We start from the raw sequence: 24,699 nt of genomic DNA on the forward strand, positions 1-24,699 counted from the left end.
AAAAATTAAAAAAATATTGCGTTTTATCTCTGAGAAAATAATTCATCGATAAGCTTTTTGAATATAAACGGGGGTTTTTATTTCGAAAGAAAACCCGGCAAGTGTAAAATCCTGCCGGGTTTGTTATTTTAATTACTTTTTTAAATCTTTCTTTTGAAATTCGAGTAAACCATTATAAATCAATTGTCTTATCTGATCTCTTAACTCTTTTCTGTGATCCAGTGTTATACCGCTTGTTTCTACAAAAGGGAGGATTTTCCCTCTCATTTTCCCGGGACTTCCGCTTAAAAAAGTATACGAGAAACGTTGTTTATTATCGGCAAAAACAATGGGCACAATAGGAATTTGATGTTCAATTGCCAGTCTAAAAGCGCCGTCTTTAAACTCATCCAGTAAAATAGATTCATCGTCAGGAACTCCGCCTTCCGGGAAAATACAAATACTTAAACCTTGATTTAAACGGTCTTGAGCACGTTTAAAAACTTCATTTTTGCTTTTTGAAGAATTTCTGTCTACCAAAATACAGGTTCTTTTATAGAAAAATCCAAATAGCGGAATCTTCACAAGCTCTTTCTTTCCAACAAAAACAAACGGGTTTTTTATAATGGCAAGCATCAGCATAATATCTGTCATTGAAGTATGATTTGCGACAATCATGTAGCTTGTGTTTTTGATAAGCTTTTGTTCGCGTTTTACTTTGTAATAAAAACCCATCCCAAAAAGGATGAATTTAGCCCAAATGCGGGCCATTTTAAAAAAATAAGGGTATCCTCTCTCCGAGATAATAGAAATCAGTAAAAACGGCAGCATAATCAATATTGGAACCGCCATTAAAACGTAAAACCAAATGCGCCAAATAATCCAAAAAACAATCTTTAATCCTTTCATGGTTTCAAATGTAAGAAAACAGACGAGAATGTTACGTATTTTTTTTACTGCAAAGCGTACATAGGTTTTTAGTAAAGCTTTTAAGTTTCTTGTGTGGTTTTTTAACGCAAAGTTCGCTAAGGATTTTCGCAAAGGAAAGAAGTTAAAATATTCTTTGATTATTGCTTTGCAATAAGTCCGCAAAGGCTGGATGTAGATTGAATGGTTAAATTATTTTTTCTGTTGGGCGGTTAATTATTTATAAGAAATTAATTATTAAATTTTATATATTTTTGCGGAAGTTAAAATGAGATTTATGACAGAAAACGAAATATCTAATATTATAATTGGACTTGCAATTGAAATCCACAGAAAACTTGGACCTGATTTGTTAGAGAATGTCTATAAAGAATGTTTGTTTTACAAAATTACGCAACGTGGACTTCTAGTCGAAAAGGAAAAATCAATGCCTTTAACTTTTGAAGAAGTTCAACTTGATTGTGGATATCGCATAGATTTGCTTGTCGAAAACAAATTCCTAATCGAAATAAAAAGCGTAGAATCTCTCAGCGTAAATCACTTAGCACAAACATTAACTTATCTAAGACTTGGAAATTACAAATTAGGTTTACTCATAAATTTTAATGAAACACTCTTAAAAAATGGAATTCGAAGGGTCGTAAACAACTTATAGACAAAGCTTAGCGAACTCATTGCAAAGCAATCCTTCAAAGTAAAAAACTTCTTTCCTTTGCGAAAATCCTTAGCGAACTTTGCGTTAAAAAAAATTCGCGGAAACTTCTAAAACTTTGCGGTTAAAAAAAACATCACGACCTTTGTGTTTAAAGAATAAGAAAAAACGAGAATGGCAAAAATACTTACTGGTGTTCAGAGTACTGGAACGCCACACTTAGGCAATCTATTGGGAGCAATCATCCCTGCAATTGAATTATCGAATAATCCGGCAAATGAATCATTTTTGTTTATTGCTGATTTACACTCGATCACACAAATTAAAGATGGTAAAACATTAAGAGAAAATACATACAGCACTGCTGCCGCATGGCTTGCCTGTGGTTTAAATCCAGATAAAGTTACCTTCTACAGACAATCTGATGTGACTCAAACTGCTGAATTGACCTGGTATTTAAGCTGTTTTTTTCCTTACCAAAGATTAACTTTGGCACATTCTTTCAAAGATAAATCTGATCGTTTAGCAGATGTAAATGCTGGGCTTTTCACCTATCCGATGTTAATGGCGGCCGATATTTTATTATATGATGCAGAGTTTGTTCCTGTTGGAAAAGATCAAGAGCAGCATTTAGAAATTACACGTGATGTCGCTTCAAGATTTAATCACCAAATGGGAGAAACATTTGTACTTCCAGAAGCCAAAATTCAGGAAGAAGGCAAATTAATTCCCGGAACAAATGGCGGAAAAATGAGTAAATCTGCCAATAATATTATCAATATTTTCCTTGATGATAAAGTGTTACGCAAACAAATTATGAGTATTGAAACAGACAGTACTCCATTGGAAGAACCAAAAAATCCTGATACCTGCAATGCTTTTGCTATATATGCTTTACTGGCAAATGAAACTCAAATTGCCGAAATGAGAGCAAATTACCTTGGTGGCAACTACGGTTACGGTCATGCAAAACAAGCTCTTTTTGAACTGATTACAGAAAAATTCAAAACCGAAAGAGAAAAATATAATTACTACATAAACAACCTTGAAGAAGTTGACGCCTTATTGAAAAAAGGCGCTGCAAAAGCTTCTGTCGTTGCTGATGGTGTTTTAGCAAAGGTTCGTAATGTTCTTGGATTTGAGAATTAAATTTTTCTGATATGACATTTAATTTATGACGAAGGAAGAAGCAATAGAAGAACTAATGTACCAAAGCGCTCACCATGAAAACATAGAAAGTGATCGCTGGGAAAATGGTTTTCTAGGTCAATTACGCCCGTTTAGAAGAGTTTTACACGAGGAAAATTATCATCTAATTATGCAAGCTTTACAAGTTCTTTCGCCAGAATTAGAAAAGGATTTTGTAGATAAAAGAATAATCTCTTGTGTTTGGGGAATTTGTCATTATGGAAGAATGTGGGCACTTTATCCGCAAGGAATGCTGCAAGGTAATAATTTGATTACCAAAGAACAAGTAGAACAAATTGATCAGTGGTTAATTGATATTTCATATGCTGCTTCCTGCCTTTTGGAAGGTGCTGTAGAAGAAGCCTTTTGGAATTATAATAAAGAAAACAAAGAGTAGATTAAAATCTAAAAATAAAAAAGCCTGCTAATTGATTTTAGCAGGCTTTTTTTATATAAAAATCTTTAAGCTCTTCCTAATCTCGCCAATAATAAAATCAATCGTAATACAACGATGATAATAACAACTATGGACCAAGTAGACATTCCTCCAGATGAACTGCTGCTGCTATATTCTCTATCCTTTGCAGCGTCGATTCGGTCTTTGTGAGATCGTATTGTATTACTCAATTCGTAATCTATTGGTTTATAATTAACCATTGAAGATACCATTGGTTCTAAAAACTCATTTCGTACGCCTGCACTAACAATTGAACCAGACATTTTACTGTAAATTGCCCTGATTTTCTTGTCATTTTCTGCAGATCTGAAATGAGAAAGCAAGGTGTAAAAACTTCTGTATTTTATAAATTCAATTGTTTCAGCACCAGATGATAAAGAAGGATTTTCATCAAATTTATTTACAACAAAATCAAGTTTTGTACTTACCATTTGACTCAGGTTGTCTAATGAATTTTGAGGCAGATATTCTTTAACATTCAAAAGATCATCAATAACATCAAATCTATTCTGCGCTATGTTTTGATCGAAAAACGTATCTAAATCTTTAGATAAAAATCTGTCTATAAATGATTTAATATTTTCTTCGTTAACAGAAACAGAGTAATCTGTAATGAATCTGTTTCGGGAGTAATTTTTTCTGGCGAAGAAATTATACAGAATTCGATTATTCGAAATAAACAGAAGTTCTTTTGGAAATTCGTTAAATGCAGTAATCAAATTATCTGCAAGATTTGGATCTAAATTTGGGTTTTGTGATCGCTCAATTTCAAATTGCTTCCTGACTTTTTCAGAGTCTTCAGTGCTGAATCCGCTTCGGTTTTCTTTATAAATCCCAGCGTTTTCAATTAGTTCTATTATATTCATTTTTAAGGTTTTTGGTAGAGCAAAAATATACTTTTATTACACTTTGCCTAATTTATTTTGGCATAAATGTTAAATAATTAAATATCCTTTACATTGAATTAATATTTAAGAAATCTGGAATTTAAATATGAAATATCTTTAGTAAGAATACACATTAAATCGCTTCAAATAATTTCCCCGGCAAAGGCCTGATAACGCCTTTAAGCTCCATGTTTAAAAGAATTCCTGAGATTTTAAAAACAGGAAAATTACATTCGAGCGCAATAGTGTCAAGTAATTCTTTTCCGTTTTTTAAGAGGAAATCGTAAATCTTTTGTTCATCGGGGTCCAGATCAATAAACAACTGTTTTTGAATGGCTTTTGGTTTATTTTCAATATCCCAATTGAGAACATAAATCAAGTCGGCTGCACTTGTCAGCAAATTCGCTTTTTGAGTTTTAATTAAATCATTACATCCTTGACTGTATCTGTCTGTTACTCTCCCCGGAACGGCAAAAACATCGCGGTTATAATCATTGGCTAAATTGGCCGTGATAAGCGATCCGCCTTTATCTGCAGATTCAATTACTATTGTGGCTTCACTTATTCCGGCAACAATACGATTTCGGCGGACAAAATTCTCTTTATCCGGATTAGAAGTACTCCAAAACTCGGTAATAAAACCTCCATTTTCTTCCATTTTTGCCATGTACTTTTTGTGTGCTTTTGGATAAACCTGATTTAATCCATGAGCTAAAACCCCAATAGTCTGCAATTTATAATCCATTGCAAATTGATGCGCCACGATATCAACACCATAAGCAAAGCCGCTCACAATTACAGGATCCAGCGGTGCAAGATCTTCAATAAGTTTTCTGCAAAATTCAGTTCCGTAAGATGTAATTTGACGTGTGCCAACGATACTAATTATCTTCTTGTTTTTTAAATCTATATTTCCCCCGGTAAAAATCAAAACAGGAGAATCTATACAATGTTTTAAACGATCCGGATATGTTTCGTCCTGAAAGAAAGAAATCTTGATATCATTTTTTCTGATAAATTCAAGTTCCTGATTAGCCTTTTCAAAAATAGCTTTGTCTTTTATGTTTTTCAGCATAACAGAACCAACTCCATCAATTGCAGCAATTTGATTGGTTTTTGAGTTAAAAATTGCTTCTGCATTTCCGCAATGATTCAATAATTTTTTTGCCATAATATCACCCACTCCATCCACTTTCATTAAGGCTAATAAATAAAATAAATCCTGATCTGACATTTGCAAAAAATATTATGTAAAATAGAAATAAAAACTGTACTCAAATAATAGTGCAAATATGCTAAAAACAAAGTAATTTCTTAATAAAAAATAAAATTTATACAGAAACAAAATAAGTGATGCTAATAAAGTTTTAATTAAAATACTGATAATTAATTGTATATAAAAATCTTGCAATTGTTAATAAAAATTGTGAATAAAATTTTGATAACTATATTCATTACTTAACTTTGTTGCTATGAAAATCGAAACTTATATCGCGCAATTATTATATCGTTATCAGTGTGTAACGGTTCCCGGATTTGGGGCATTTTTAACCGAAATTCAATCAGCACAGCTGAATGAAAGTACTAATTCGTTTTTTCCACCGAAGAAAACGGTTTTTTTCAACAGCCGCTTAAAAAATAATGACGGACTTCTGGCCAATCATGTTGCCCAAGCAGAAAATATATCTTACGGAACTGCCGTAAATGGTATCGCTTTTGAGGTTCAAAAATGGAGACAGACACTTGAAGAAAATGGCGTTATCAGCCTGAAAAATATTGGAGATCTTCGTTTAAATTCTGAGAACAATATCATTTTTTCACCAAACGATCAAATTAACTATTTATCGACTTCGTTCGGATTAAGTCCGTTTGTTTCTCCAATGGTGAAAAGAGAAATTTTCGAAAAGAAAATCGAGCAAATCTCAGAGAGAGAAACTGTCGAATTGTATGAAGATGAAGAAGTAAGATCATCAAGATCTTATTTAAGATATGCTGCTATTTTTGTTCTTGGTTTAGGCGTTACCGGAAGTATTGGTTATCCTTTGTACCAAAATCAAATTGCTGCACAAACGCTTGTTGTAGAAGGTAATGTCCAGAAAAAAGTTCAGAACAAAATACAGGAAGCAACATTCGTGATTCAAAATCCGCTGCCTGCTGTAACTTTAGCTGTTGATTCTGCAAAAGTAGAAACTGCAGAAGTCAAACTTATGCCTTATCATATCATGGCCGGTGCTTTTAGAAGCGAAGCAAATGCAAAAAAAGCGTACAACCAATTAATCAAAGACGGTTATAACGCCAGAATGCTTGGCGAAAACAAGCATGGTTTATTCCCTGTTTTATATGGAAGTTATGCCACAATGGGAGAAGCTGAAAAAGCACAAAAAGAAATTCAAAAAGGCGAAAATCCAGATGCCTGGATTCTGGTCGAAAACTTATAAAATCCTCAAAATCCTATTCTTACCGAATAGGATTTTTTTGTCTTATTTTATCATTTTTAAATAGTTATCTGGTAATTTGAGAATCAATCATCATTTAATTTCGTCGCCAATAAATTTAAAAATGATGAATAAAATTCTTAAAACATTTGCAGTTGTGCTGTTTATAATGAACTCACAATATTTTATGGCACAGCAAACAATTCAGGATCAAAAAGCTTACGAAATGGAATTGCAAAAAGCTGAAAACGATGCCAGAAAAGCTTCAATTGAAAATCACAAAAAGCTTGACAATAAAATTTCGGAATTGCAAAAGCAGCAAAAGGAAATTGAAAAGCAAAGAAAAGAGGTTGAATCAAAGAAAAAAGCATTGGTCAAATCTGAAGATAATTTAAAATCTACAAAGGAAAAGATCAACAAACTGGAGCTGGCCAATCAAAAAATTGAAAACAAAATAACAACATCTTCAATCTCAAATGAAGAAATTCAAAAACAGAGGCTAAAAACCAAAGAAAATGAGGTTAGTATTCAAAAACTCAAATTAACGCAAATAACGCAGCAAAAAGAGCTTGAAAAAGCCATTTCGTCTCTATAACTGAAAACAAAAAACCCGATTCTCTTCGAATCGGGTTTTTTGTTTATCGTGAAACAATTTTGGCATTTTGTGAAAGGATTTCTTTTCCATCTTGCGTAATAACTAATCTTGCTGGCGGAGAACCTTTTTCTCCTAAAACTATAATATCGCAAGTGTAAACATAATTTCCTTTTTTGAATTCGTAACTGTGATTTCCTCCCGTACCATCAGCAATAAATTTACCACTTTGAATAATTAAATCCGGTTTCTCACTCATCTTCTGCTTTACAGACCAAGATGCATAACGGTAATTATTATTTCCTAAATCATCAATCCTAATTTTGAATTTTGAGGTTTCTAAAACACAAATCGGACTTTTGAACTTTGCTATACTCGAATGAACGTTTTGCTTTTGAGAGGAAACAAGTTTTGTTTTTAAATCTTTCTCAATTTTCGACTGATAGTTAATCGATGTCAATTTTCCATCAGTATCAATCCAGATCGTTCCGTTGTTGAGCATAATGCCGCGCCATCCCACTTCTGACCAGTCTTTATCGGGTTTTGACGATGTTATTTCTTTCTTTAAATCTGCATCAAAAATCTCCGAATATCGCTTTATAAACTCTGTTTTATTTTTGATTGAAGGGATTGGGGTCTCTCTTTCCAGCGGATAAGAAATCATGTTTGCAATTGCTTCTTTCTTATCCCCTTTTACGTTGTTGATAAAGGCTTGAATGAATTTTTGATATTCCTTTTTGAGTTCCTGTCCGCTCACACTCGTGACAGAAAAAATAACTAATGTGATGTATATAAGCTTTTTCATGATTTTCTATTTTACATAATGTTTTTAGAGATGATTTAAAATTTCAGTCTATTAAACCCTAAGTTACAAAATCAAATTTTAATTCGGGACTTCGCCGTAAAAATCTAAAATCTAAAATCTAAAATCAATTAATACTAGCTTTGAACATCTTAAGTTCATCCCAGGTAAATTCATCTCCGTATTTTTCCTTTAACGGACTTAAAGATTCTTCTGCATAAAATTCAAATGCCTCTCTTAAAGCCAGGATTTTATCGTAGGGAAGAACATCTGTGATCTCTACTTTCTTGGCCTGAATCAATTTTATTAAATGCGATTCAACCGTTTGAACTGTGAGCTTTCTCATTCGGGCAATATCTTCAACAGAGTTTTTTGCCAGCCATAGTTCGTGCGTCTCTTCAACAGTAGTCTTTTTTTTAGCTTTTTCTTCCGTTTTATCGGCTTTTTTATACGAATAACGAGTAACTGGCTCATCAACCTGAAACATGTCTGTATTAGTCATTTTGAACTCTTCTTTCGTTCTCGAAATCTTTTCGGTTTTGTAATTTTTTATTGCTGGAGAAGTCAGGCTTTCTTTGCTGATTGTTTCACGGGAAACCACGATTTCAACAAGCAGTTTGGCTTTCATCAAACGTAAAACCGCTTTTGTCTGCAAATCATCCAAAAAGGCTAATTCTTCATAAAACTCTTTCACTTTTTTAAATTTCTGAATTTCAGCCATTTTACTCAAAAGATCCGTAACCAGTTTGTCCATCGGTTTAAAAAAGTAATCGTAAGCTGCCTCTACTCTTTCCTTCACAAATAACAAATCGACGGTTTCTTTATTGAAAATTTTATTAAGCTGCTGCACGAATTTCTGTGAAGGATCTGTTAGTCCGTCGATAATTTCGAGACGTTTATGTGCCCATGCAGAATGTTTAGATTTTTCTGATGCGACGGCATTTTCGTTATAACTAAAACGATGGTTTCGCCATTCCTGCGCTAAATCTATCCAGTTAAAACTGTTAATCAAATAGTTATGAATAAAATTTTTGGTTTCGAAATGAAGCGAATTTTTCAAGTCGTCTTCCGTTGCTTTGTTTAAAGCGTAATCCATCACATCCTGATCGTTCGACAGTCCGTTCATTTGTATGGGAGAAAGCAAAATAAGCCCATTTAAGGACGTTAAACGAGAAAGTGCTACATACGCCTGCCCAGGCAAAAAAACTTGCGATACATCGAGCGCAGCTTTTTCAAATGTTAATCCCTGGCTTTTATGCACCGTAATGGCCCACGCCAATTTAATTGGATAATGTGCAAATGTGCCTAAAACTTCTTCTTCAATCTCTTTTGTGAGTTCGTTTACTTTGTAGCGAATGTTTTTCCACTCGTATTTTTCGACTTCGATTGTTTTGTTTTCTTCCGGAAAATGAACGAAGATTTCTTCTGGCGAAAGTGATTTGATAACACCCATTTTTCCGTTGAAATATCTCTTATCAAAAGACAAATCGTTTTTAACAAACATAACCTGAGCACCAACTTTGAGCTTTAGGTTTTCTTCTACCGGAAAAATCTTCTCTGGAAAATCTCCAACAACAAAGGGCTGATAAGCGAATTCATTTCCAGATAAATCATTGATTGCTTGTTCGTTGATTGTGTCTGCTTTTGCGTTATGTGTGGTTAAGGTGATAAAACCAGGATTCATTTTTAGATCAAAATCTGGTTTTACATATTGGTTTAAAACCTGAACATCTTCTTTTGTAATTTGATTGTTTCGAAGGTTGTTTAAAACCGAAATAAAAGTGTCATCGCTTTGACGGTAAATCTTAGACAATTCAATATACAGCGGCGGATTATGCTGCATTACATGCGAATGAAAAAAGAATTTTCCTTTGTAATAATTACGCAAAGTTCGCCATTCTTCATCCCGAATTACGGGCGGAAGCTGTAATAAATCACCAATAAAAAGTACCTGAACGCCGCCAAAAGCTTTTGTATTTCTTCGAACTGTCTGCATCATAAAGTCGATAGCATCCAGCAAATCAGCGCGGAGCATACTGACTTCATCAATAATCAGCAACTCCATATTGCGGATCACATTTCGCTTGACATTGTTCATTTTGAAATGTCGGCGAAGTGATTCTTTATTCTCAAATTTTACGGTTTCTGTAAACTGAGAACTCTCTTCATAAGTGGGTAAAAATGCCGAAAATGGCAGTTGAAACATGGAATGAATCGTTACTCCGCCTGCGTTTAATGCCGCAATACCTGTGGGCGCCACAACTACTGTATTTTTGTGCGTCGTGGCAATAATTTCACGCAATAAAGTGGTTTTTCCTGTACCGGCTTTGCCCGTAAGGAATATCGATTTTTGCGTTTGATTGATGAATTGTAAGGTGTAAGCTGCAGCTTCTGAAACGTTTTGCATTAGGCAGGTATTAAACGTCACAAATATCGCATTTTTATAAAAGAAAAAAACCTAAATCCGATATGGATTTAGGTTTTTCATTTAGTTTAGTTAGTTTGGCAGTTTATTATTTTTTAGCCTCTTCTTTTGCAGCTGGTTTATCTTCTGCTTTTGGAGATGCTTTGTACTTATCGTTCAACTCTTTAATAATAACTTTAGTGATATCGTACTTGTCTTCAGCGTATAAAACTGTAGCAGCATCACCTGTCCCGTAGATATAAGAATATCCGTTTTTCTTTCCGTAATCTTTGATGAATTTTTTAACTCCGCTTACAAGAGAATCCATTTCTACACCACTTTCTTGCTGTAATTGCTGTGATAAAGCTTGTTGAGCATAACCCAATTGCTGCTCTCTTTTTTGCAATTCAGCCCCTCTTTGTTGTGCCCAAGCTTGTCCATTTGCTTGTGCCTGACTTTGAAAATTAGCAGCGTCTTGTTTAAAACGAGTAATCTCAGCTTGCAGTTGTCTTCCTTTTTCTTCTGCCTGAGCTTTGTATTTAGCTTCAAGGTCTTTTGCCTCAGTGTACTCTTTCATCAAAACTGAAGTATCCACGTAAGCTGTTTTTACTTCTTTAGCTTCTGTCGCTTTATTACACGAAACAACCAAAATTGAAAGTGCGGTAATTACTAATGCTTTTTTCATTTTTTAAATTTCTAATTTTTTTATTGTATTGAAGACAAAAATATAAAAAAATAAATAGCATCGACATAAAGTTTAAAAAATGCTATGATTTTATGATATTGGTTTTATTTATGGACAAAAATACTACTATAAAATATCACTATTAAAAGTGGCTTTCATAGCTTTTGTTAAAGCAATTTTCTCAAAAAAGACAACACAAAGCCTCAATTTACCAAAGAAAACGTCTTAAGTACGCTTATTTTACGCTTTGATCCTTTTTAAGTGCTTAATTTGTGTCCAAAACTTTTTTGAATATTCCGTTTTTGAATTTGATGAAAAAATGAGTGAAAAAATGTTCATTTTAGGATTTTTGCTTTTTTTTTAAAAATTTGATAGAAAAATTTTTCTTGAAGGTTTTTTGAAAATTTTCATTTTTTGAAAAAAACCCGGAAATGAAAAAAACAAAAAATCCCGCATTTTTTTGCTTGATAAAATTCAAAATTTAAAAATCGGAAAAAACAAGAAAAAAAGCCAAAAACTGTAGCAATTTCAAGGTATTAGTTTTCTTTATAGATGCAAAAAAAGCTATAAAATATCACTATCAAAAGTGACTTTCATAGCTTTTATTAGAGCTGTTTTCTCTAAAAAGACGACACAAAGCCTCACCTAACCAAAGAAAATGCCTTAAATGCGTTTATTTTGCGTTTTAGCTGTTTTTTAGAACGTAAATGTGAGATGAATACTCTTTTGTACTCGACGCTTTTAAATTTGATTTTAAACCGATAAAAAATGCTTTGATAAAATTCATTTTTCCGGTTTTGTATTTTTCAGAAAGAAGACTCACATAAAATGAATCAAATTTCATGGGAAGTACTTTTTCTAATTTCATGTCGACTTTTTCAAAAAGCGTTTTGATGGCTTTTTTTGAAAAATGCCAAAAATGAATTGGCACATCAAAAGCTGCCCAAAATTCTCCGTAATGTTTTGCGTCGAACGATTTGAAATTTGGAACCGCAACAATTAATGTTCCAGTTGGTTTTAATAATCGCTTCAATTCCTGAATTTGAAGTTCCAAATTTGGAACGTGTTCTAAAACGTGCCACATTGTAATTACGTCAAAAGAATTATTTTCGAGTTCGCTGATTTCTTCAACAAATGAAATTCCTTTTTGCTTGGCAATATTTTTTGCTCGCTCACTCGGTTCAACTCCAATTACATTCCAGCCGTCATTTTTTGCTGTTAACAAAAAATCACCGGTTCCGGCACCGATGTCTAAAATTTTTCCTTTTTGAGATTGTTCTGAATTAATTAAATTCAGTTTATTTTTTAAAGCGATACTTTTTACAAAATGATATGCTTTTTCAAAAACAGAACGTTTGTTATCTGTATGCGAAATATAATCTTCGCTTTCGTAATATCTTCCTAAATTTTCTAAATCCGGCTGCGGAGAAGTTATCAGCATATCCAGATTTTCATCATAGTACAAATCGAAAATTTCTTTCGAAACAGAATGGTCTTTTACAGTAAGAAAATGTTTTTTGTTTAAAACGTCCATTTTTTAATTATAGGTATTTTGGTTGAATTTCATAGCAAACCCTAAAAGTGAAATTTCTACTTTTAGGGCTTCTTGTTTTTATATTTTATTTATCGTTTCCAATTAATTTTTACTCCCGACATTTTTTCGTTTTCAATTCTGATTTCTGTCAAAATTGTAAAATCATTTTTAATGTAAAATGGCATTGGAGATCTATAATGAGCAGCGTTTTGTTTTACTTCATTTTCATGATCCACAACCCAGCCATTTAAACTTGTATTATTCTTTTTTAATTCGTTCATCAAAAGTGTCCCATTTCCTTTTCCCTGAATTTGATGATTCAAAATTATAGCAAACCAATTTTCATCTTCTCTCAAAAAAGTAAATGCCCAGCCGTTAATTTTATCTAACGCATCAAACAGCAAATAATGTTTTGTATTTGAAAGACCGTTTAAGTAAAATTCAAAATCCTGCATTGTTTTGCAATTTAATCTTGCCGGATATTCTTCGTTCCAAAGTTCTCTCAAAACTTCTTTTTCTTCTTGAGATAAAATTTCTCTTTCGACAATCTTCATAAATGAAATTTAAACTTTAACCACCTATTCGATTAACAGAATCAAATAAGTTTCACGTGGAACAAATTCTATTTTAGATTTCTGACTTTAGATTTTAGATTGCTTTATTAGAATCTAAAATTTCAATTCACTTCAATTTGTTTCACGTGAAACAAATCAAATACTTTCTAATATGCAATTCTAGAAAAATATAAAATCTAAAATCTAAACTCAGAAATCTAAAATTTAAAATCCTTACCTTCCCATATAAATCAAAAGCACGGAAATATCACTTGGTGATACGCCGCTGATTCTTGATGCCTGAGAAATTGTAACTGGTCGAATTTTGCTTAATTTTTGTTTCGCTTCAATCGACATTGATTTGATTTTATTGTAATCGAAATTCTCCGGAATTTTCACTTCTTCTAAACGAGTTAGTTTGTCAGCGTTGTTTCTTTCCTTTTCGATATAACCAGAATATTTAACCTGGATTTCGGCTTGCTCTAAAATCTCTTTGTCCAAATCATTTTCTTCAACATATGCTTTTACTTTTTCAAATTTCAGCATATCTTCTAAATCAATTTGCGGACGAGAGAATACTTTAAACATTTTATCGCCTTGCGTAATTGGAGCCGTTTCTTTCGCTTCTAAAATTGGATTTGTTTCTGCAACCGAAACACTCGTTTCTCTGAAGAACGCAACCATCTTTTCAGACTCGTTTAATTTCTTTTCCATTCTTCTCAAACGAGCTTCAGAAGCAAGACCAATTTCATGCGACATTGGCGTCAATCTGAAATCGGCATTATCTTGTCGCAACAATGTTCTATATTCTGCTCTTGACGTAAACATACGATAAGGTTCTTCCGTACCTTTCGTAATTAAGTCGTCGATCAAAACTCCAATATAAGCTTCGTCACGTTTTAAAATTAACGGCGCTTTTTCGTGCACTTTTAAATGCGCATTTATTCCTGCCATCAAACCTTGCGAAGCTGCTTCTTCATATCCTGTCGTTCCATTAATTTGTCCGGCAAAATATAATCCTTCAACTAACTTCGTTTCCAAAGTATGTTTCAATTGTGTTGGCGGGAAATAATCATATTCGATTGCATAACCCGGACGGAAGAATTTCACTTTCTCAAAACCGGCAACAGAACTCAAAGCTTTAAATTGAATATCTTCCGGAAGCGAAGTTGAAAATCCGTTTACGTAAACTTCACAAGTATTCCAACCTTCCGGTTCAACAAAAAGTTGGTGACGTTCTTTATCTGCAAAACGATTAATTTTATCTTCAATCGACGGGCAATATCTCGGACCTAAACTTTTTATTCTTCCGTTGAACATTGGCGAACGATCAAAACCTTCTCTCAAAATATCATGAACTTCAAGCGAAGTGTATGTCATGTGACAAGATCTTTGATGCGTTAACGGAACGGTTAAATCCGAATAAGAAAACTTATCCGGAACTGCATCTCCTTTTTCTTCGTTCATCTTAGAATAATCTAAAGAGCGTCCATCAACTCGTGGCGGCGTTCCTGTTTTCATTCTTCCAGCTTCAAATCCTGCTTTGATCAAATCTTCGGTAATTCCGGTTGCGGCACTTTCGCCTGCTCTACCTCCACCAAATTGTTTTTCTCCAATATGAATTAATCCGTTCAAAAAAGTTCCGTTTGTCAACACAACCGATTTGGATCGAATCTCAACTCCAAGCGAAGTTCTAATTCCTTTTATCTTTCCGTTCTCGATAATCAGACCTTTTACCATCTCTTGGTAAAAATCCAAATTTGGAGTTCCCTCCAACATCATTCTCCATTCTTCTGCAAAACGCATTCGGTCACTTTGAACTCTCGGCGACCACATTGCTGGTCCTTTTGATTTGTTCAACATCTTAAATTGAATTGCAGTTCGATCTGAAACAATTCCGGAGTAACCTCCAAGCGCATCGATCTCACGAACAATTTGTCCTTTTGCAATTCCTCCCATTGCAGGATTGCAAGACATCTGGGCTATGTTCTGCAAACTCATTGTAACCAACAAAGTTTTGGATCCTAAATTTGCGGCCGCTGCCGCGGCTTCAGATCCTGCATGTCCAGCACCAACTACAATAACATCGTATTCTTCTAAAAACATTTTGTTTTATTATTCTCTGCAAACCGTTTAAGGTGGTTCTCAGAATTAACTTTATTTTCTTTTGTTCCACGTGGAACTGTGCTAAAGCACAAATAACACTTTCAAAAATTCCAAATTCCAACTTCGTTGCGTTCCACGTGGAACGTTTGTTTTGAATCAGAAATAACCAAATCTAAAAAACACAAGCTTCTTGATTTCTTGTTCCACGTGAAACATTATAAATCACGAGTCCAAAAAAACAGATTCGTGTTCCACGTGAAACACTTTGTAGATTTTAAAAACCTAAAATCCTTATTTAAACTCGATACGGTTAAAAAAAACGAAACGCTTTCACCAGTGTTTCACGTGGAACGTTTATTATAAATTCAATCAAAAAACAGAAATGTTTCACGTGGAACGTTATGTATAAATATTAAAATCTGCTTTGAAACCGAAACAAGATTTAATATGTTTCACGTGGAACAGTTGGAATTTAAAATTTTAAAACTTTGGAATTTATTTCCTTGTTACTGTTCCACGTGAAACATCGCGATCTTTTCGTCTTCTTTAGAACGCATAAGTTCTACATCAGCATCACTTTTGTCTTTATAACCACAGTAGTGTAATATACCGTGAGCCAATACGCGTTTCAATTCTTCATCGAAAGAAACATTAAAATCTTTCGCATTGTCTTCTACTCTTTCAACAGAAATAAAAATATCTCCGTTTAGTTCGTTACCAACTGTATAATCAAAACTGATAATATCAGTTAATGTGTCGTGGTTTAAATATTCTACATTTATTTTATGCAGGTATTCATCATCACAAAAAATATAATTTATTTCTCCCTCGTTCTTCTTTTCAGAAACAATAACTGCGCTTAACCAATCTGTAAAAGCTTGTTCGTTATCTAAAGAAAATTCGGTTTCGTAATTAAAGTTTATCATTTTGTATTAAAATATTCTTGAACCTTTTGATTAAAATTCGAGCGCAAAGGTAGCGATTGTCTATTTAAAATTTCTACACTATTTAAATAATCAGTTAATGAGCTTGGCAACGCATTTGAACGATTAGAAAATTCAGCCTTGTTTGTTTCAGATTGACGCTTCGTATCCTGACCTTGTTGCTGAACTGCGTTGTTTAATTTTAATAACTCTTGCTGAATATTTAAAATTCTTTGCAGGTTCTCATTCTTAAATCCTTTATTTAAAATCTGTTTTTCTGATGCTTTCATTTGTTCGATTGCAGATCTACCTTGCATGTCTAATCCTTTTTTGGCTAACTCTTTTTGTAAAGCTTCACGAAGTTTAACCTGCTCTTTGTAAATCTCCATTATCTTTTCAGCGTCACCTTCTCCATCTTCACCATCATTTCCTTCGTTACCTTTTCCTCCTTCTTTTCCTCCTTGTCCATTTTTACCCTGACCATTTTTACCGTCTTTGCCTTGTCCATCTTTTCCTTGTCCGCTTTCTTTACCCTGTCCTTGGCCTTGTTTTCCTTCTCCACTTTTTCCTTGCTGACCACTTCCCGGTTTATCTCCCGGCTTCATTCCTTCTTTCATTTTATCAGCCAAGCCTTTTTGTTTTTGAATAATATCTGGTAATTGCATTCCTTGTCCGTCTCCAGGTTTTGGTTTACCCGTTCCCGGTTTAGACATTTGCATCTGCATATTATTTAAAAGATCACTTAAAAAATCGGCTAATTTGTTTGCAGATGAAACAGCATATTGTTGATGCGAAACTCCTTTTGGGATTTGAACATCGGTTAAAACTTCAATCGCTTTGTCCATATTATATTGTACGTTACCAATTTCCTTCGTAACATCTTCTGCTATTTTTGGATTTCTAAGAGACATTGCAAACAAACTGTCATCGACATGACGGAACTGTTGTTTTAAATTCTGCTGAATTTTTATGTTCTTCGTATATGCAGAAGAACCTAATTTCATCGATTTAAATTGTTTCATTACATCTTCCTGAGATAATGAAAATGCTAAAAGGTTATCCAGAATTTGACGAAGCATGGCAACATCTTCTTCTAATTGATCTTGTTCTCCACCTTCCATACTTGAACTCATTTGCTCTGCCATTGACTTCATTTTCTTTGAAGCACTTTTTTGTTTTGGCTTAGCCGAAGAAGTATTCTTTTTATTTAATTCTTCTGATGCTTTGTTCAAATCATTCTCTACATCTTTTTCTTTTGAAGCATCTTTCGGAATATCCAAAGGAGATTTTAAACTATTGTTTTCATCTTTTAAATCTTTAAGGTCTTCTTGAATTTTATCAAATGATTTATTGATATCGTCTTGTTTTTCTTTTGTATTTTCAGCATCTTTATTAGAAAGCTGTTCTTGTTTTTCTGCTAACTTATTTAACTTCTCTGCAACCTGCTCTGCTTTCTTTTCAACATAAAAACGCTTCGTTAATTCAACTAATTGTTCTAAATTACGAGATTGATTTTTGCTGATTTGTTTGAACTTTTCCATTTTATCAAACAACTCTTCGCTGTTTAATTTGTCGTTTAGGTTCTTTAACTCATCCATCAATTTCTGATTTTTCTCTAAATCTTTCTCGGCATTATCTAAACGCTTTTGTAAATCTTCGGCAGTTTTATCTTTCTTGTCTGTATTATATTTATCTAAATTCTTGTTCATTTTTTCAGCAAACTGCTTCATCATTTCATCTTGTTGCTTTTGACGTTTGATAAAATCATTTACTTTTTGCTGATCTTTAAACTCTAAATTATCTTTTTCTTTTCCTGTATTTTTAAGTTTATCCATTTCAGAAAATTGCTTTTCCTGATTCTTTAATGATTTAGATAAACTATTAATATTGGCATTTTGCTGCTGCAATTCTGCATCTTGAATTTCATCTGTAGTAGAAACACGATCTGAAAATGTAGAAGATTTTGTGCTCTTAAATCCGTGCAATGCATCGTTATCAAAAACCTCAAAATAGTATTCATACGATACTCCTTCTTCAACTGCAAGATTACTTGGAAAGTTAAAAACGAACTGATCGAACACTCCTTGCTTTACAGGAATGGTTCCGCGTTTAGCAGCTTGTGGTTTTCCATGTTCGTAATAAACAACCTGTAATTTTGATAAACCATAGTCATCTCCCAATCTTCCTAAAACATAATTCTTATCTAATTTTAAACTATCCGGAGCTGGCGAAACAGTAATTGTTGGATGCTGATCTTTGATAACTGACAGCTGATAGTCTAATTTCTCGTAGTTTTTAACCTTATTATTGGAAGTAAGAATTTGATATTCTGTATTTTGATTAATATTTTTAGCTAATTTAAACTCGTTTTCGGCCTTATTAAACTTCAAAACTGAGTTTTCATCTTTCCAAACTACCTCTTGAGTTGACTGCGTTTTCATTTTCCAGGTTACAATTGTTCCTTCTGGTACGATTGCATTTCCTGTTCCCTGAATCGTTTCTGATTTCTTTTTTAGGTAAGATGGAAAATTCAAAACCATTTCGAAGTTGGCAATTGATGGAACTGTAATAACTTTTAATTCATATTCATTTGATGAAACTGAATTTCCTTCAAATGAAAATTGAACATCTGATGTTGGTTTTTCAATCTTAAATTCAAACTTTCCGGTTTGAGAAGATTCCATAAAATAGCTTTCGTTACCTATATGAATCATCACATTTTCCGGAACAACGTTTCCTTCTGTTTCTACTTTTACAATAAAATCTTTGTTTTGTTCTGTTTGAAGTTTATCATTTAAAACCACAAATTTAAAAGGTGCCGGCGGTAAAAATGCAGAATTAAAATGTACTACTCTATTAAAACTTTGAGAAATAATATTGCTATTTCCCGAAACAAAAAACACTGCAAATAACAAAACCGGAATTAAAGCTAATGGCAAATATTTTTTATTTGATTTATAATTGATGGCATTTCCAAACGGAATTGGCTGTAATGAATTTGCTTTTTGTTCGATCGAAGCCAACATTAATTCTGAACTTTCAGCAGAATTCTCGTTTGAAGAAAGCTGTAAAAAGTTAGTCAGCTTATCACTTACTTCTGTAAAATGATTTCCAATAATTGCCGAAGCCTGATTATAATCGATTCCTTTTTGAAGTTTGAACAACTTGAAAATTGGAAATAAGATAAAACGAAACAACAGAAAAACTTCTACTGCAATAAATATCCAGAATAAAAGTGTTCTTCCTAATGGTTTAAGCCAAAGAAAATACTCTATAAAAAGTGTAAATAAGAAATACAAAAGTCCAAAACCAATAAAAAGAAGTGCTCCTTTTATCAATTCATTCATGTAATATTTCTTTATAAATCCTTCTAACTTCTGATATATTGCAGATGATGTTTTCAAAATAAAATCTCTTTTAATTATAACCCATAAAAGTAGTAATTATAAAGATTCAAATTCCAAAAAATAAATTCCAAATTCCAACCTGAAATACACATTAGAATTTGGAATTTTAAAAAATTGGGATTTATCTAAAGTTGTATCTTTGCAGCAAAATTATAAACAAATGTCAAAGCAAGTTCGAGTGCGTTTTGCACCAAGTCCGACTGGACCATTACATATTGGCGGAGTTCGTACTGCCCTATTTAATTATTTATTTGCAAAAAAACATAACGGTGTTTTTTATCTGAGAATTGAAGATACAGATCAGACTCGTTTTGTTCCTGGTGCCGAAGCTTATATTATGGAAGCGCTGGAATGGTTAGGAATTTCTCCTGAAGAAACGGTTGGAAAAAATGAAAAATTTGGTCCGTACAGACAAAGTGATCGTAAAGAAATATACCAAAAATATGCAGATCAACTGATCAATTCGGGCTGGGCTTATTACGCTTTTGATACTCCTGAAGCTCTTGATGCACATAGAAAACAACACGAAGCTGAAGGAAAAACTTTTATATACAATCATCACAACCGTGAAAAATTAGATACTTCGTTAGTAATTTCTGCTGAAGAAACTGCTAAAAGAATTGCAAATGGAGAGCATTATGTGATTCGTTTTAAAACTCCGGTTAACGAAACTTTACATTTAAAAGATATCATTCGTGGAGATGTTAAGTTTGAAACGAATCTTCTTGACGATAAAGTTTTGTTTAAAAGTGACGGAATGCCAACCTACCATTTAGCGAATATTGTTGATGATCATTTAATGGAAACTTCACATGTAATTCGTGGTGAAGAATGGTTGCCATCGATGCCACTTCACGTTTTATTATACAGAGCTTTTGGTTGGGATGCTCCAGAGTTTGCACATTTACCTTTGATTTTAAAACCGGTTGGAAACGGAAAATTATCTAAAAGAGATGGTGATAAATTAGGATTTCCTGTGTTTCCACTAGAATGGAAAACCGAAGAAGGGATTTCATCTGGTTACAGAGAGAAAGGATTTTTCCCAGAAGCAGTTGTAAACTTCCTTGCTTTGTTAGGTTGGAATGATGGAACAGAGAAAGAATTATATTCATTAGAAGAATTAGTAGAAGCTTTTGACTTAAACCGAGTACATAAAGCGGGAGCAAAATTTGATCCTGAGAAAAACAAATGGTTCAATCACCAATATTTAATCAAACAAAATGATGCCGATTTAGCGAAGAGCTTCTCTCCTATTTTGGTTGAAAAAGGCTTCTCGACTCCCCTCGAAGTGACAACTCGTATAGTTTCACTTATTAAAGAAAGAGCACATTTTGTTTCTGAATTTTGGGATTTAACTGATTTCTTTTTCCAGGCTCCAACATCTTATGATGAAAAAGCAAGTAAAAACTGGAAGGAAGAAACTCCGGCTTTGATGCAGGAATTGATTTCAACACTAGAATATATTGATGGTTTTGATTCAGCAAATATCGAAGCAATCGTAAAAGACTGGTTGACGAAAAATGAAATTGGAATGGGTAAAGTTATGCAGCCTTTCCGTTTAAGTTTAGTTGGAGCTCTTAAAGGTCCTCACCTATTTGACATTGTTGAAATCATTGGAAAAGAAGAAACTATTGCCAGAATTCAGAAAGCGATAGCAACTTTATAAAAATTTTACCATTAAGATATTAAGTTTATAAAGCTTACTAAATGGTAAAATTATAAATATTTAAGTTCATAAAGCTTAGCTTAATTAACTTGACAAAGCTTGACTTAATTTACTTAATGGTAAAAAACTTTAAACGCTAAGAAACATCTAACAAATGTTCTTAGCGTTTTTTTAATGTTTAAAAAATTTAATTTAGAAGAATTTTCGTAATTTACCAAGATCAAAAATATAAAATATATCACCATGAGTACAGCATTTATTATCTTATCAGTACTAGCATTCTTTATTTTCATGTCTTCTTTCTTTACAGTAAAACAGCAAAGTTCTGTAATTATTGAAAGATTTGGAAAATTTCATAGTGTTAGAAATTCAGGATTACAGTTAAAAATTCCATTGGTTGACAGATTGGCCGGACGTGTAAATCTTAAAATTCAACAGCTTGATGTTATCATTGAAACCAAAACAAGAGACAACGTTTTTATCAAAATGAAAGTTTCTGTTCAGTTTAAAGTTATTCAGGATAAAGTATATGATGCATTTTATAAACTAGAATATCCACACGATCAGATTACTGCTTATGTATTTGACGTAGTTCGTGCCGAGGTTCCGAAACTAAAATTGGATGATGTTTTTGAAAGAAAAGACGATATCGCAATTGCAGTAAAAAGAGAATTGAACGAAGCGATGACAACTTACGGATACGATATCATCAATACTTTGGTTACAGATATTGACCCGGACATTCAGGTTAAAAATGCAATGAACAGAATCAACGCTGCTGACAGAGAAAAAACGGCTGCAGAATTTGAAGCTGAAAGTTCAAGAATTAGAATTGTTGCAAAAGCAAAAGCCGAAGCTGAAAGTAAACGTTTACAAGGTCAAGGTATTGCAGATCAACGTCGTGAAATTGCAAGAGGTCTTGTAGAAAGTGTTGAAGTTTTAAATAATGTTGGTATTAATTCTCAAGAAGCTTCTGCCCTAATTGTCGTTACACAGCATTACGATACTTTACAAGCAATTGGAGCTGATGCAAATTCAAATTTAATTTTGTTACCTAATTCTCCACAAGCCGGAAGTGATATGTTGAATAATATGGTTGCTTCATTTTCAGCATCAAACCAGGTTGGTGAAATGATGAAAAAACACAATAAAAAAGTGGAGAAACCAAAACCAATTCAACCACAATCTGGCTATGAAGATGACATTCAACCAGAAGTTCAATCATAATTTGAAAATAAAAAAGAGGCTTAACTGCCTCTTTTTTTATTTATAAACCAACCAATTACATAAGGTAAAATGGATTGCAAAATTTGCGGATACGAATTTTTAAAGTAATCTGTATAAGATGAAACGAATCCGTTTACAATGTTTTGCGGTGTTATGCTTTCTTTAGTTCTCTGAAAACTCAGAACTAATTTCTGATAATTGATATCTTTTTCCAGTTTTAGAATTTCTAAATCTCTGTCGATTTCAGCATATGAGGAGTATTTTTTCTTTTCCATAATTCTTAATCGTTAAAAAATATTTCTGAAAATTTCTCTAAAATTGGTCCTTCAACAATCTTATCTTTTATGAAGAAAAGTAAAATAGTGAACAAAAGATAGATCCCTCCTACTGCTAAAAATCCCAAAGCATTACTTCCGAATAAATCTCCAAAAGCATATGCTGCTGCAAAAGATCCGAAAAGTAAAACCATACTAAAACACAATAATATCAAAGTAAATTTGAAAATTAAAGTAGTTGATTTCATTGCTACTTTAAAACCCCAAAGTTTGTAGTAAGCTAAATGACTGTCAATGTAAACTTTAGTTTGATCCTGAATTTTCTCGGTATTTTCTTTTAACTCTTCAAAAGCCATAATTAGTTTTTTAAAATGAAAAAGCACAAAACTGTCTTATAAAAATAAGACAATTATGTGCTTCTTTAACAATTATTATTTTTGAAGTTTAGCGTTTTGTGCTTTTAAATCAGCCAATTTAGATTCTAAAAAAGTGATTACTTCTTCTGTTTTATGGCTTACATTTGAAAGTAAATCATTTAAAGTTCCATCAAGATTTTGTGTCGCACCTGTGAATTTTTCACGAAGCACTTCAGAACTTGCCTGAAAAGAATCCTGCAGATTATGTTTTGCATCATCAATTCCTTCTTTCAGTTTAGCTCTCGTTTTTGATCCTTTATCCGGGGCAAACAAAATTCCGATCGCTGCTCCTACTGCAGCACCAGCTAAAATTGCTGCAATTGTATTTGAATTATTTGACATGATATTTATATTTAAAGTGATTAATAAAGATACTCCTTTTTTAAAATGCTAAACTTTAAAATTTAAAATTTAACAATATAATTAATACACATAAGCAACGGCCTCATATTTTCCATCGGCCTTTTCAATAATACTTACAAAAGGATAACCATTTGAAGCTGACTTAGTTTTAATTCTCATAGCAGTCTGCTTTTGATTTGCAATTGGCGGTTCACCTTTTGTCCTTGTCGAGACTCCGGTAAAACTTGCTGCCTGCTTCAGTCCTATTGTCTTTTCCTGAGGAAGAACCGTTACCATTTTGTAGTCGTCTTTTGAATCAACTATTATTTTATCAGAAATTTTTTGAGTTTGTTTTGTCTGCTTATTTGTAATTGATGAAACAGCATATTTGCTAATTTTAATTTCTTCAGAACTTCCGTTCAACGAATAATAAATTAAACCATTTTCATTTTTAATAAAATTGACATCAAGTTGTTCACCGTTGTGTTTTGTAATTTGATGAGTTTGAGAAATTGCAATATTTGCAAATAACATCATTAGCGTAAAATATAAAATTTTCATGATAATTGGATTTAAGTTTTTATAATTAAAATTTGTCAGATTGAATTATAAAAAAATAATTCCCTAAAACTAATGCTATGGAAATTTTATAATTATAAAGAAATTTGAAAAATACCTTTTACGCGAAATATTATCAAAACAACTTCATAATAAAATTAGAACATAAAATTTGTCGTTTCAAGAATTCAAATTAGAAATAATCTTAAAAACAAAAAGCATTGTCTTTTGTTTTCAAAAAATTCAACTTAGAATCTAATTGGAAATATCAATTTTATAAAATCATTTCTGACTTTTGGTATTGAGATAAAAATAGCAACTTTATAAACAATTGTATGTTAATAACCCGTTAAACTGACAAAAATAACGGTGAAACTTTAAATTAAGGCCATAAATAAACAATAATTCAAAAAACGAGTTATGTGTCGACCTAAATTAAATATTACCTTAAAATTAATTTATGAAGGTTGAAATTAATCTATAAAAACTATTATTTATAATATTTAAATAGATTTTATAAATAATAATTAAAATTAATAATATTAAAAATTTAATAAATTATTTTAATGAATAAAAATTAGTTCAATTTCCATTTTTATGAAGTGAAAAAAACAAAAAATGACAAAAAAAGACGAAACTTAAAATAAAGAGTTTTAAAAAAACATTTCAAAAAAAAGGATTCT

Annotated in this window: 22 protein-coding genes; 7 read left to right on the forward strand and 15 right to left on the reverse strand. The window is 32.5% G+C overall.

The window, feature by feature from the left end; translation table 11 throughout:
* Positions 1-132: 132 nt before the first annotated feature.
* On the reverse strand, positions 133-888 hold the full coding sequence (locus tag NLJ00_RS05340) for a lysophospholipid acyltransferase family protein (RefSeq protein ID WP_256636488.1): 756 nt from the start codon (positions 886-888) through the stop codon (positions 133-135).
* A gap of 295 nt (positions 889-1,183) precedes the next feature.
* Between NLJ00_RS05340 and NLJ00_RS05345 the strand changes: the two genes are divergently transcribed.
* The 3 genes from NLJ00_RS05345 (at position 1,184) to NLJ00_RS05355 (ending at position 3,143) form a co-directional block, all read left to right on the forward strand.
* Positions 1,184-1,561 (forward strand): GxxExxY protein, encoded by a 378-nt coding sequence (locus tag NLJ00_RS05345; RefSeq protein WP_256636489.1) that lies wholly within the window; start codon positions 1,184-1,186, stop codon positions 1,559-1,561.
* A gap of 171 nt (positions 1,562-1,732) precedes the next feature.
* A complete protein-coding gene (gene trpS / locus NLJ00_RS05350) occupies positions 1,733-2,707 on the forward strand; it encodes a tryptophan--tRNA ligase (protein WP_256636490.1) in 975 nt (324 codons plus the stop codon).
* A 25-nt stretch (positions 2,708-2,732) separates the two neighbouring features.
* Positions 2,733-3,143, forward strand: coding sequence for a hypothetical protein (locus NLJ00_RS05355; RefSeq protein ID WP_256636491.1), 411 nt, complete (start codon positions 2,733-2,735; stop codon positions 3,141-3,143).
* 65 nt (positions 3,144-3,208) lie between these two features.
* Here NLJ00_RS05355 and NLJ00_RS05360 read toward each other — a convergent pair whose 3' ends face one another.
* Both NLJ00_RS05360 and dprA read right to left on the reverse strand, forming a co-directional pair.
* The gene (locus NLJ00_RS05360) at positions 3,209-4,069 is read right to left on the reverse strand and encodes a hypothetical protein (protein ID WP_256636492.1); all 861 of its coding nucleotides are present in this window, start codon (positions 4,067-4,069) and stop codon (positions 3,209-3,211) included.
* A gap of 154 nt (positions 4,070-4,223) precedes the next feature.
* Positions 4,224-5,324 (reverse strand): DNA-processing protein DprA, encoded by a 1,101-nt coding sequence (gene dprA / locus NLJ00_RS05365; RefSeq protein WP_256636493.1) that lies wholly within the window; start codon positions 5,322-5,324, stop codon positions 4,224-4,226.
* A 238-nt stretch (positions 5,325-5,562) separates the two neighbouring features.
* On the opposite strand from dprA, the gene NLJ00_RS05370 reads away from it, so the two are divergent.
* A complete protein-coding gene (locus tag NLJ00_RS05370; protein ID WP_053474349.1) occupies positions 5,563-6,528 on the forward strand; it encodes an HU domain-containing protein in 966 nt (321 codons plus the stop codon).
* A gap of 121 nt (positions 6,529-6,649) precedes the next feature.
* Positions 6,650-7,120 carry a hypothetical protein gene (locus NLJ00_RS05375; RefSeq protein WP_256636494.1) on the forward strand — a complete coding sequence of 157 codons (471 nt, stop codon included), beginning with the start codon at positions 6,650-6,652 and terminating at the stop codon, positions 7,118-7,120.
* A gap of 43 nt (positions 7,121-7,163) precedes the next feature.
* Here the strand turns inward: NLJ00_RS05375 and NLJ00_RS05380 are convergent, their stop codons facing one another.
* The 8 genes from NLJ00_RS05380 to NLJ00_RS05415 all read right to left on the reverse strand — a co-directional run bounded on the left by NLJ00_RS05380 (position 7,164) and on the right by NLJ00_RS05415 (position 19,529).
* On the reverse strand, positions 7,164-7,922 hold the full coding sequence (locus NLJ00_RS05380) for a hypothetical protein (RefSeq protein ID WP_256636495.1): 759 nt from the start codon (positions 7,920-7,922) through the stop codon (positions 7,164-7,166).
* A 124-nt stretch (positions 7,923-8,046) separates the two neighbouring features.
* Positions 8,047-10,326, reverse strand: coding sequence for a helix-turn-helix domain-containing protein (locus tag NLJ00_RS05385; protein WP_256636496.1), 2,280 nt, complete (start codon positions 10,324-10,326; stop codon positions 8,047-8,049).
* A gap of 106 nt (positions 10,327-10,432) precedes the next feature.
* Positions 10,433-11,008, reverse strand: coding sequence for an OmpH family outer membrane protein (locus NLJ00_RS05390; protein ID WP_053474345.1), 576 nt, complete (start codon positions 11,006-11,008; stop codon positions 10,433-10,435).
* Positions 11,009-11,693: 685 nt separating this feature from the next.
* The gene (locus NLJ00_RS05395) at positions 11,694-12,542 is read right to left on the reverse strand and encodes a class I SAM-dependent methyltransferase (protein WP_256636497.1); all 849 of its coding nucleotides are present in this window, start codon (positions 12,540-12,542) and stop codon (positions 11,694-11,696) included.
* Positions 12,543-12,631: 89 nt separating this feature from the next.
* Complete coding sequence (locus NLJ00_RS05400) at positions 12,632-13,096, reverse strand: hypothetical protein (protein WP_256636498.1); 465 nt, start codon at positions 13,094-13,096, stop codon at positions 12,632-12,634.
* A gap of 234 nt (positions 13,097-13,330) precedes the next feature.
* The gene (gene mnmG / locus NLJ00_RS05405) at positions 13,331-15,202 is read right to left on the reverse strand and encodes a tRNA uridine-5-carboxymethylaminomethyl(34) synthesis enzyme MnmG (RefSeq protein ID WP_256636499.1); all 1,872 of its coding nucleotides are present in this window, start codon (positions 15,200-15,202) and stop codon (positions 13,331-13,333) included.
* A 506-nt stretch (positions 15,203-15,708) separates the two neighbouring features.
* Positions 15,709-16,128 (reverse strand): rRNA maturation RNase YbeY, encoded by a 420-nt coding sequence (ybeY, locus tag NLJ00_RS05410; protein ID WP_180856279.1) that lies wholly within the window; start codon positions 16,126-16,128, stop codon positions 15,709-15,711.
* Positions 16,125-19,529, reverse strand: coding sequence for a coiled-coil domain-containing protein (locus NLJ00_RS05415; protein ID WP_180856281.1), 3,405 nt, complete (start codon positions 19,527-19,529; stop codon positions 16,125-16,127). Before NLJ00_RS05415 ends, ybeY begins: the two co-directional genes overlap by 4 nt.
* A 163-nt stretch (positions 19,530-19,692) precedes the next feature.
* On the opposite strand from NLJ00_RS05415, the gene gltX reads away from it, so the two are divergent.
* Positions 19,693-21,198: a glutamate--tRNA ligase gene (gene gltX / locus NLJ00_RS05420; RefSeq protein ID WP_256636500.1), complete on the forward strand. Its 1,506-nt coding sequence runs from the start codon at positions 19,693-19,695 to the stop codon at positions 21,196-21,198.
* Positions 21,199-21,441: 243 nt separating this feature from the next.
* The gene (locus NLJ00_RS05425) at positions 21,442-22,425 is read left to right on the forward strand and encodes an SPFH domain-containing protein (protein WP_180856291.1); all 984 of its coding nucleotides are present in this window, start codon (positions 21,442-21,444) and stop codon (positions 22,423-22,425) included.
* 20 nt (positions 22,426-22,445) lie between these two features.
* Here NLJ00_RS05425 and NLJ00_RS05430 read toward each other — a convergent pair whose 3' ends face one another.
* From NLJ00_RS05430 to NLJ00_RS05445, 4 genes are all read right to left on the reverse strand, one after another.
* Entirely contained in the window at positions 22,446-22,700 is a 255-nt protein-coding gene (locus tag NLJ00_RS05430) for a DUF6327 family protein (RefSeq protein WP_053474337.1), read from the reverse strand.
* A gap of 5 nt (positions 22,701-22,705) precedes the next feature.
* Positions 22,706-23,056 carry a competence protein gene (locus NLJ00_RS05435; RefSeq protein ID WP_180861935.1) on the reverse strand — a complete coding sequence of 117 codons (351 nt, stop codon included), beginning with the start codon at positions 23,054-23,056 and terminating at the stop codon, positions 22,706-22,708.
* A gap of 75 nt (positions 23,057-23,131) precedes the next feature.
* Positions 23,132-23,458 (reverse strand): YtxH domain-containing protein, encoded by a 327-nt coding sequence (locus NLJ00_RS05440; protein ID WP_053474335.1) that lies wholly within the window; start codon positions 23,456-23,458, stop codon positions 23,132-23,134.
* Positions 23,459-23,539: 81 nt separating this feature from the next.
* Positions 23,540-24,019, reverse strand: a complete 480-nt coding sequence (locus tag NLJ00_RS05445; RefSeq protein ID WP_053474334.1) for a hypothetical protein — start codon at positions 24,017-24,019, stop codon at positions 23,540-23,542.
* Positions 24,020-24,699 lie beyond the last annotated feature (680 nt).

Source organism: Flavobacterium panici, assembly GCF_024499525.1.
In the GTDB taxonomy this organism is placed as follows: Bacteria; Bacteroidota; Bacteroidia; order Flavobacteriales; family Flavobacteriaceae; genus Flavobacterium; species Flavobacterium panici.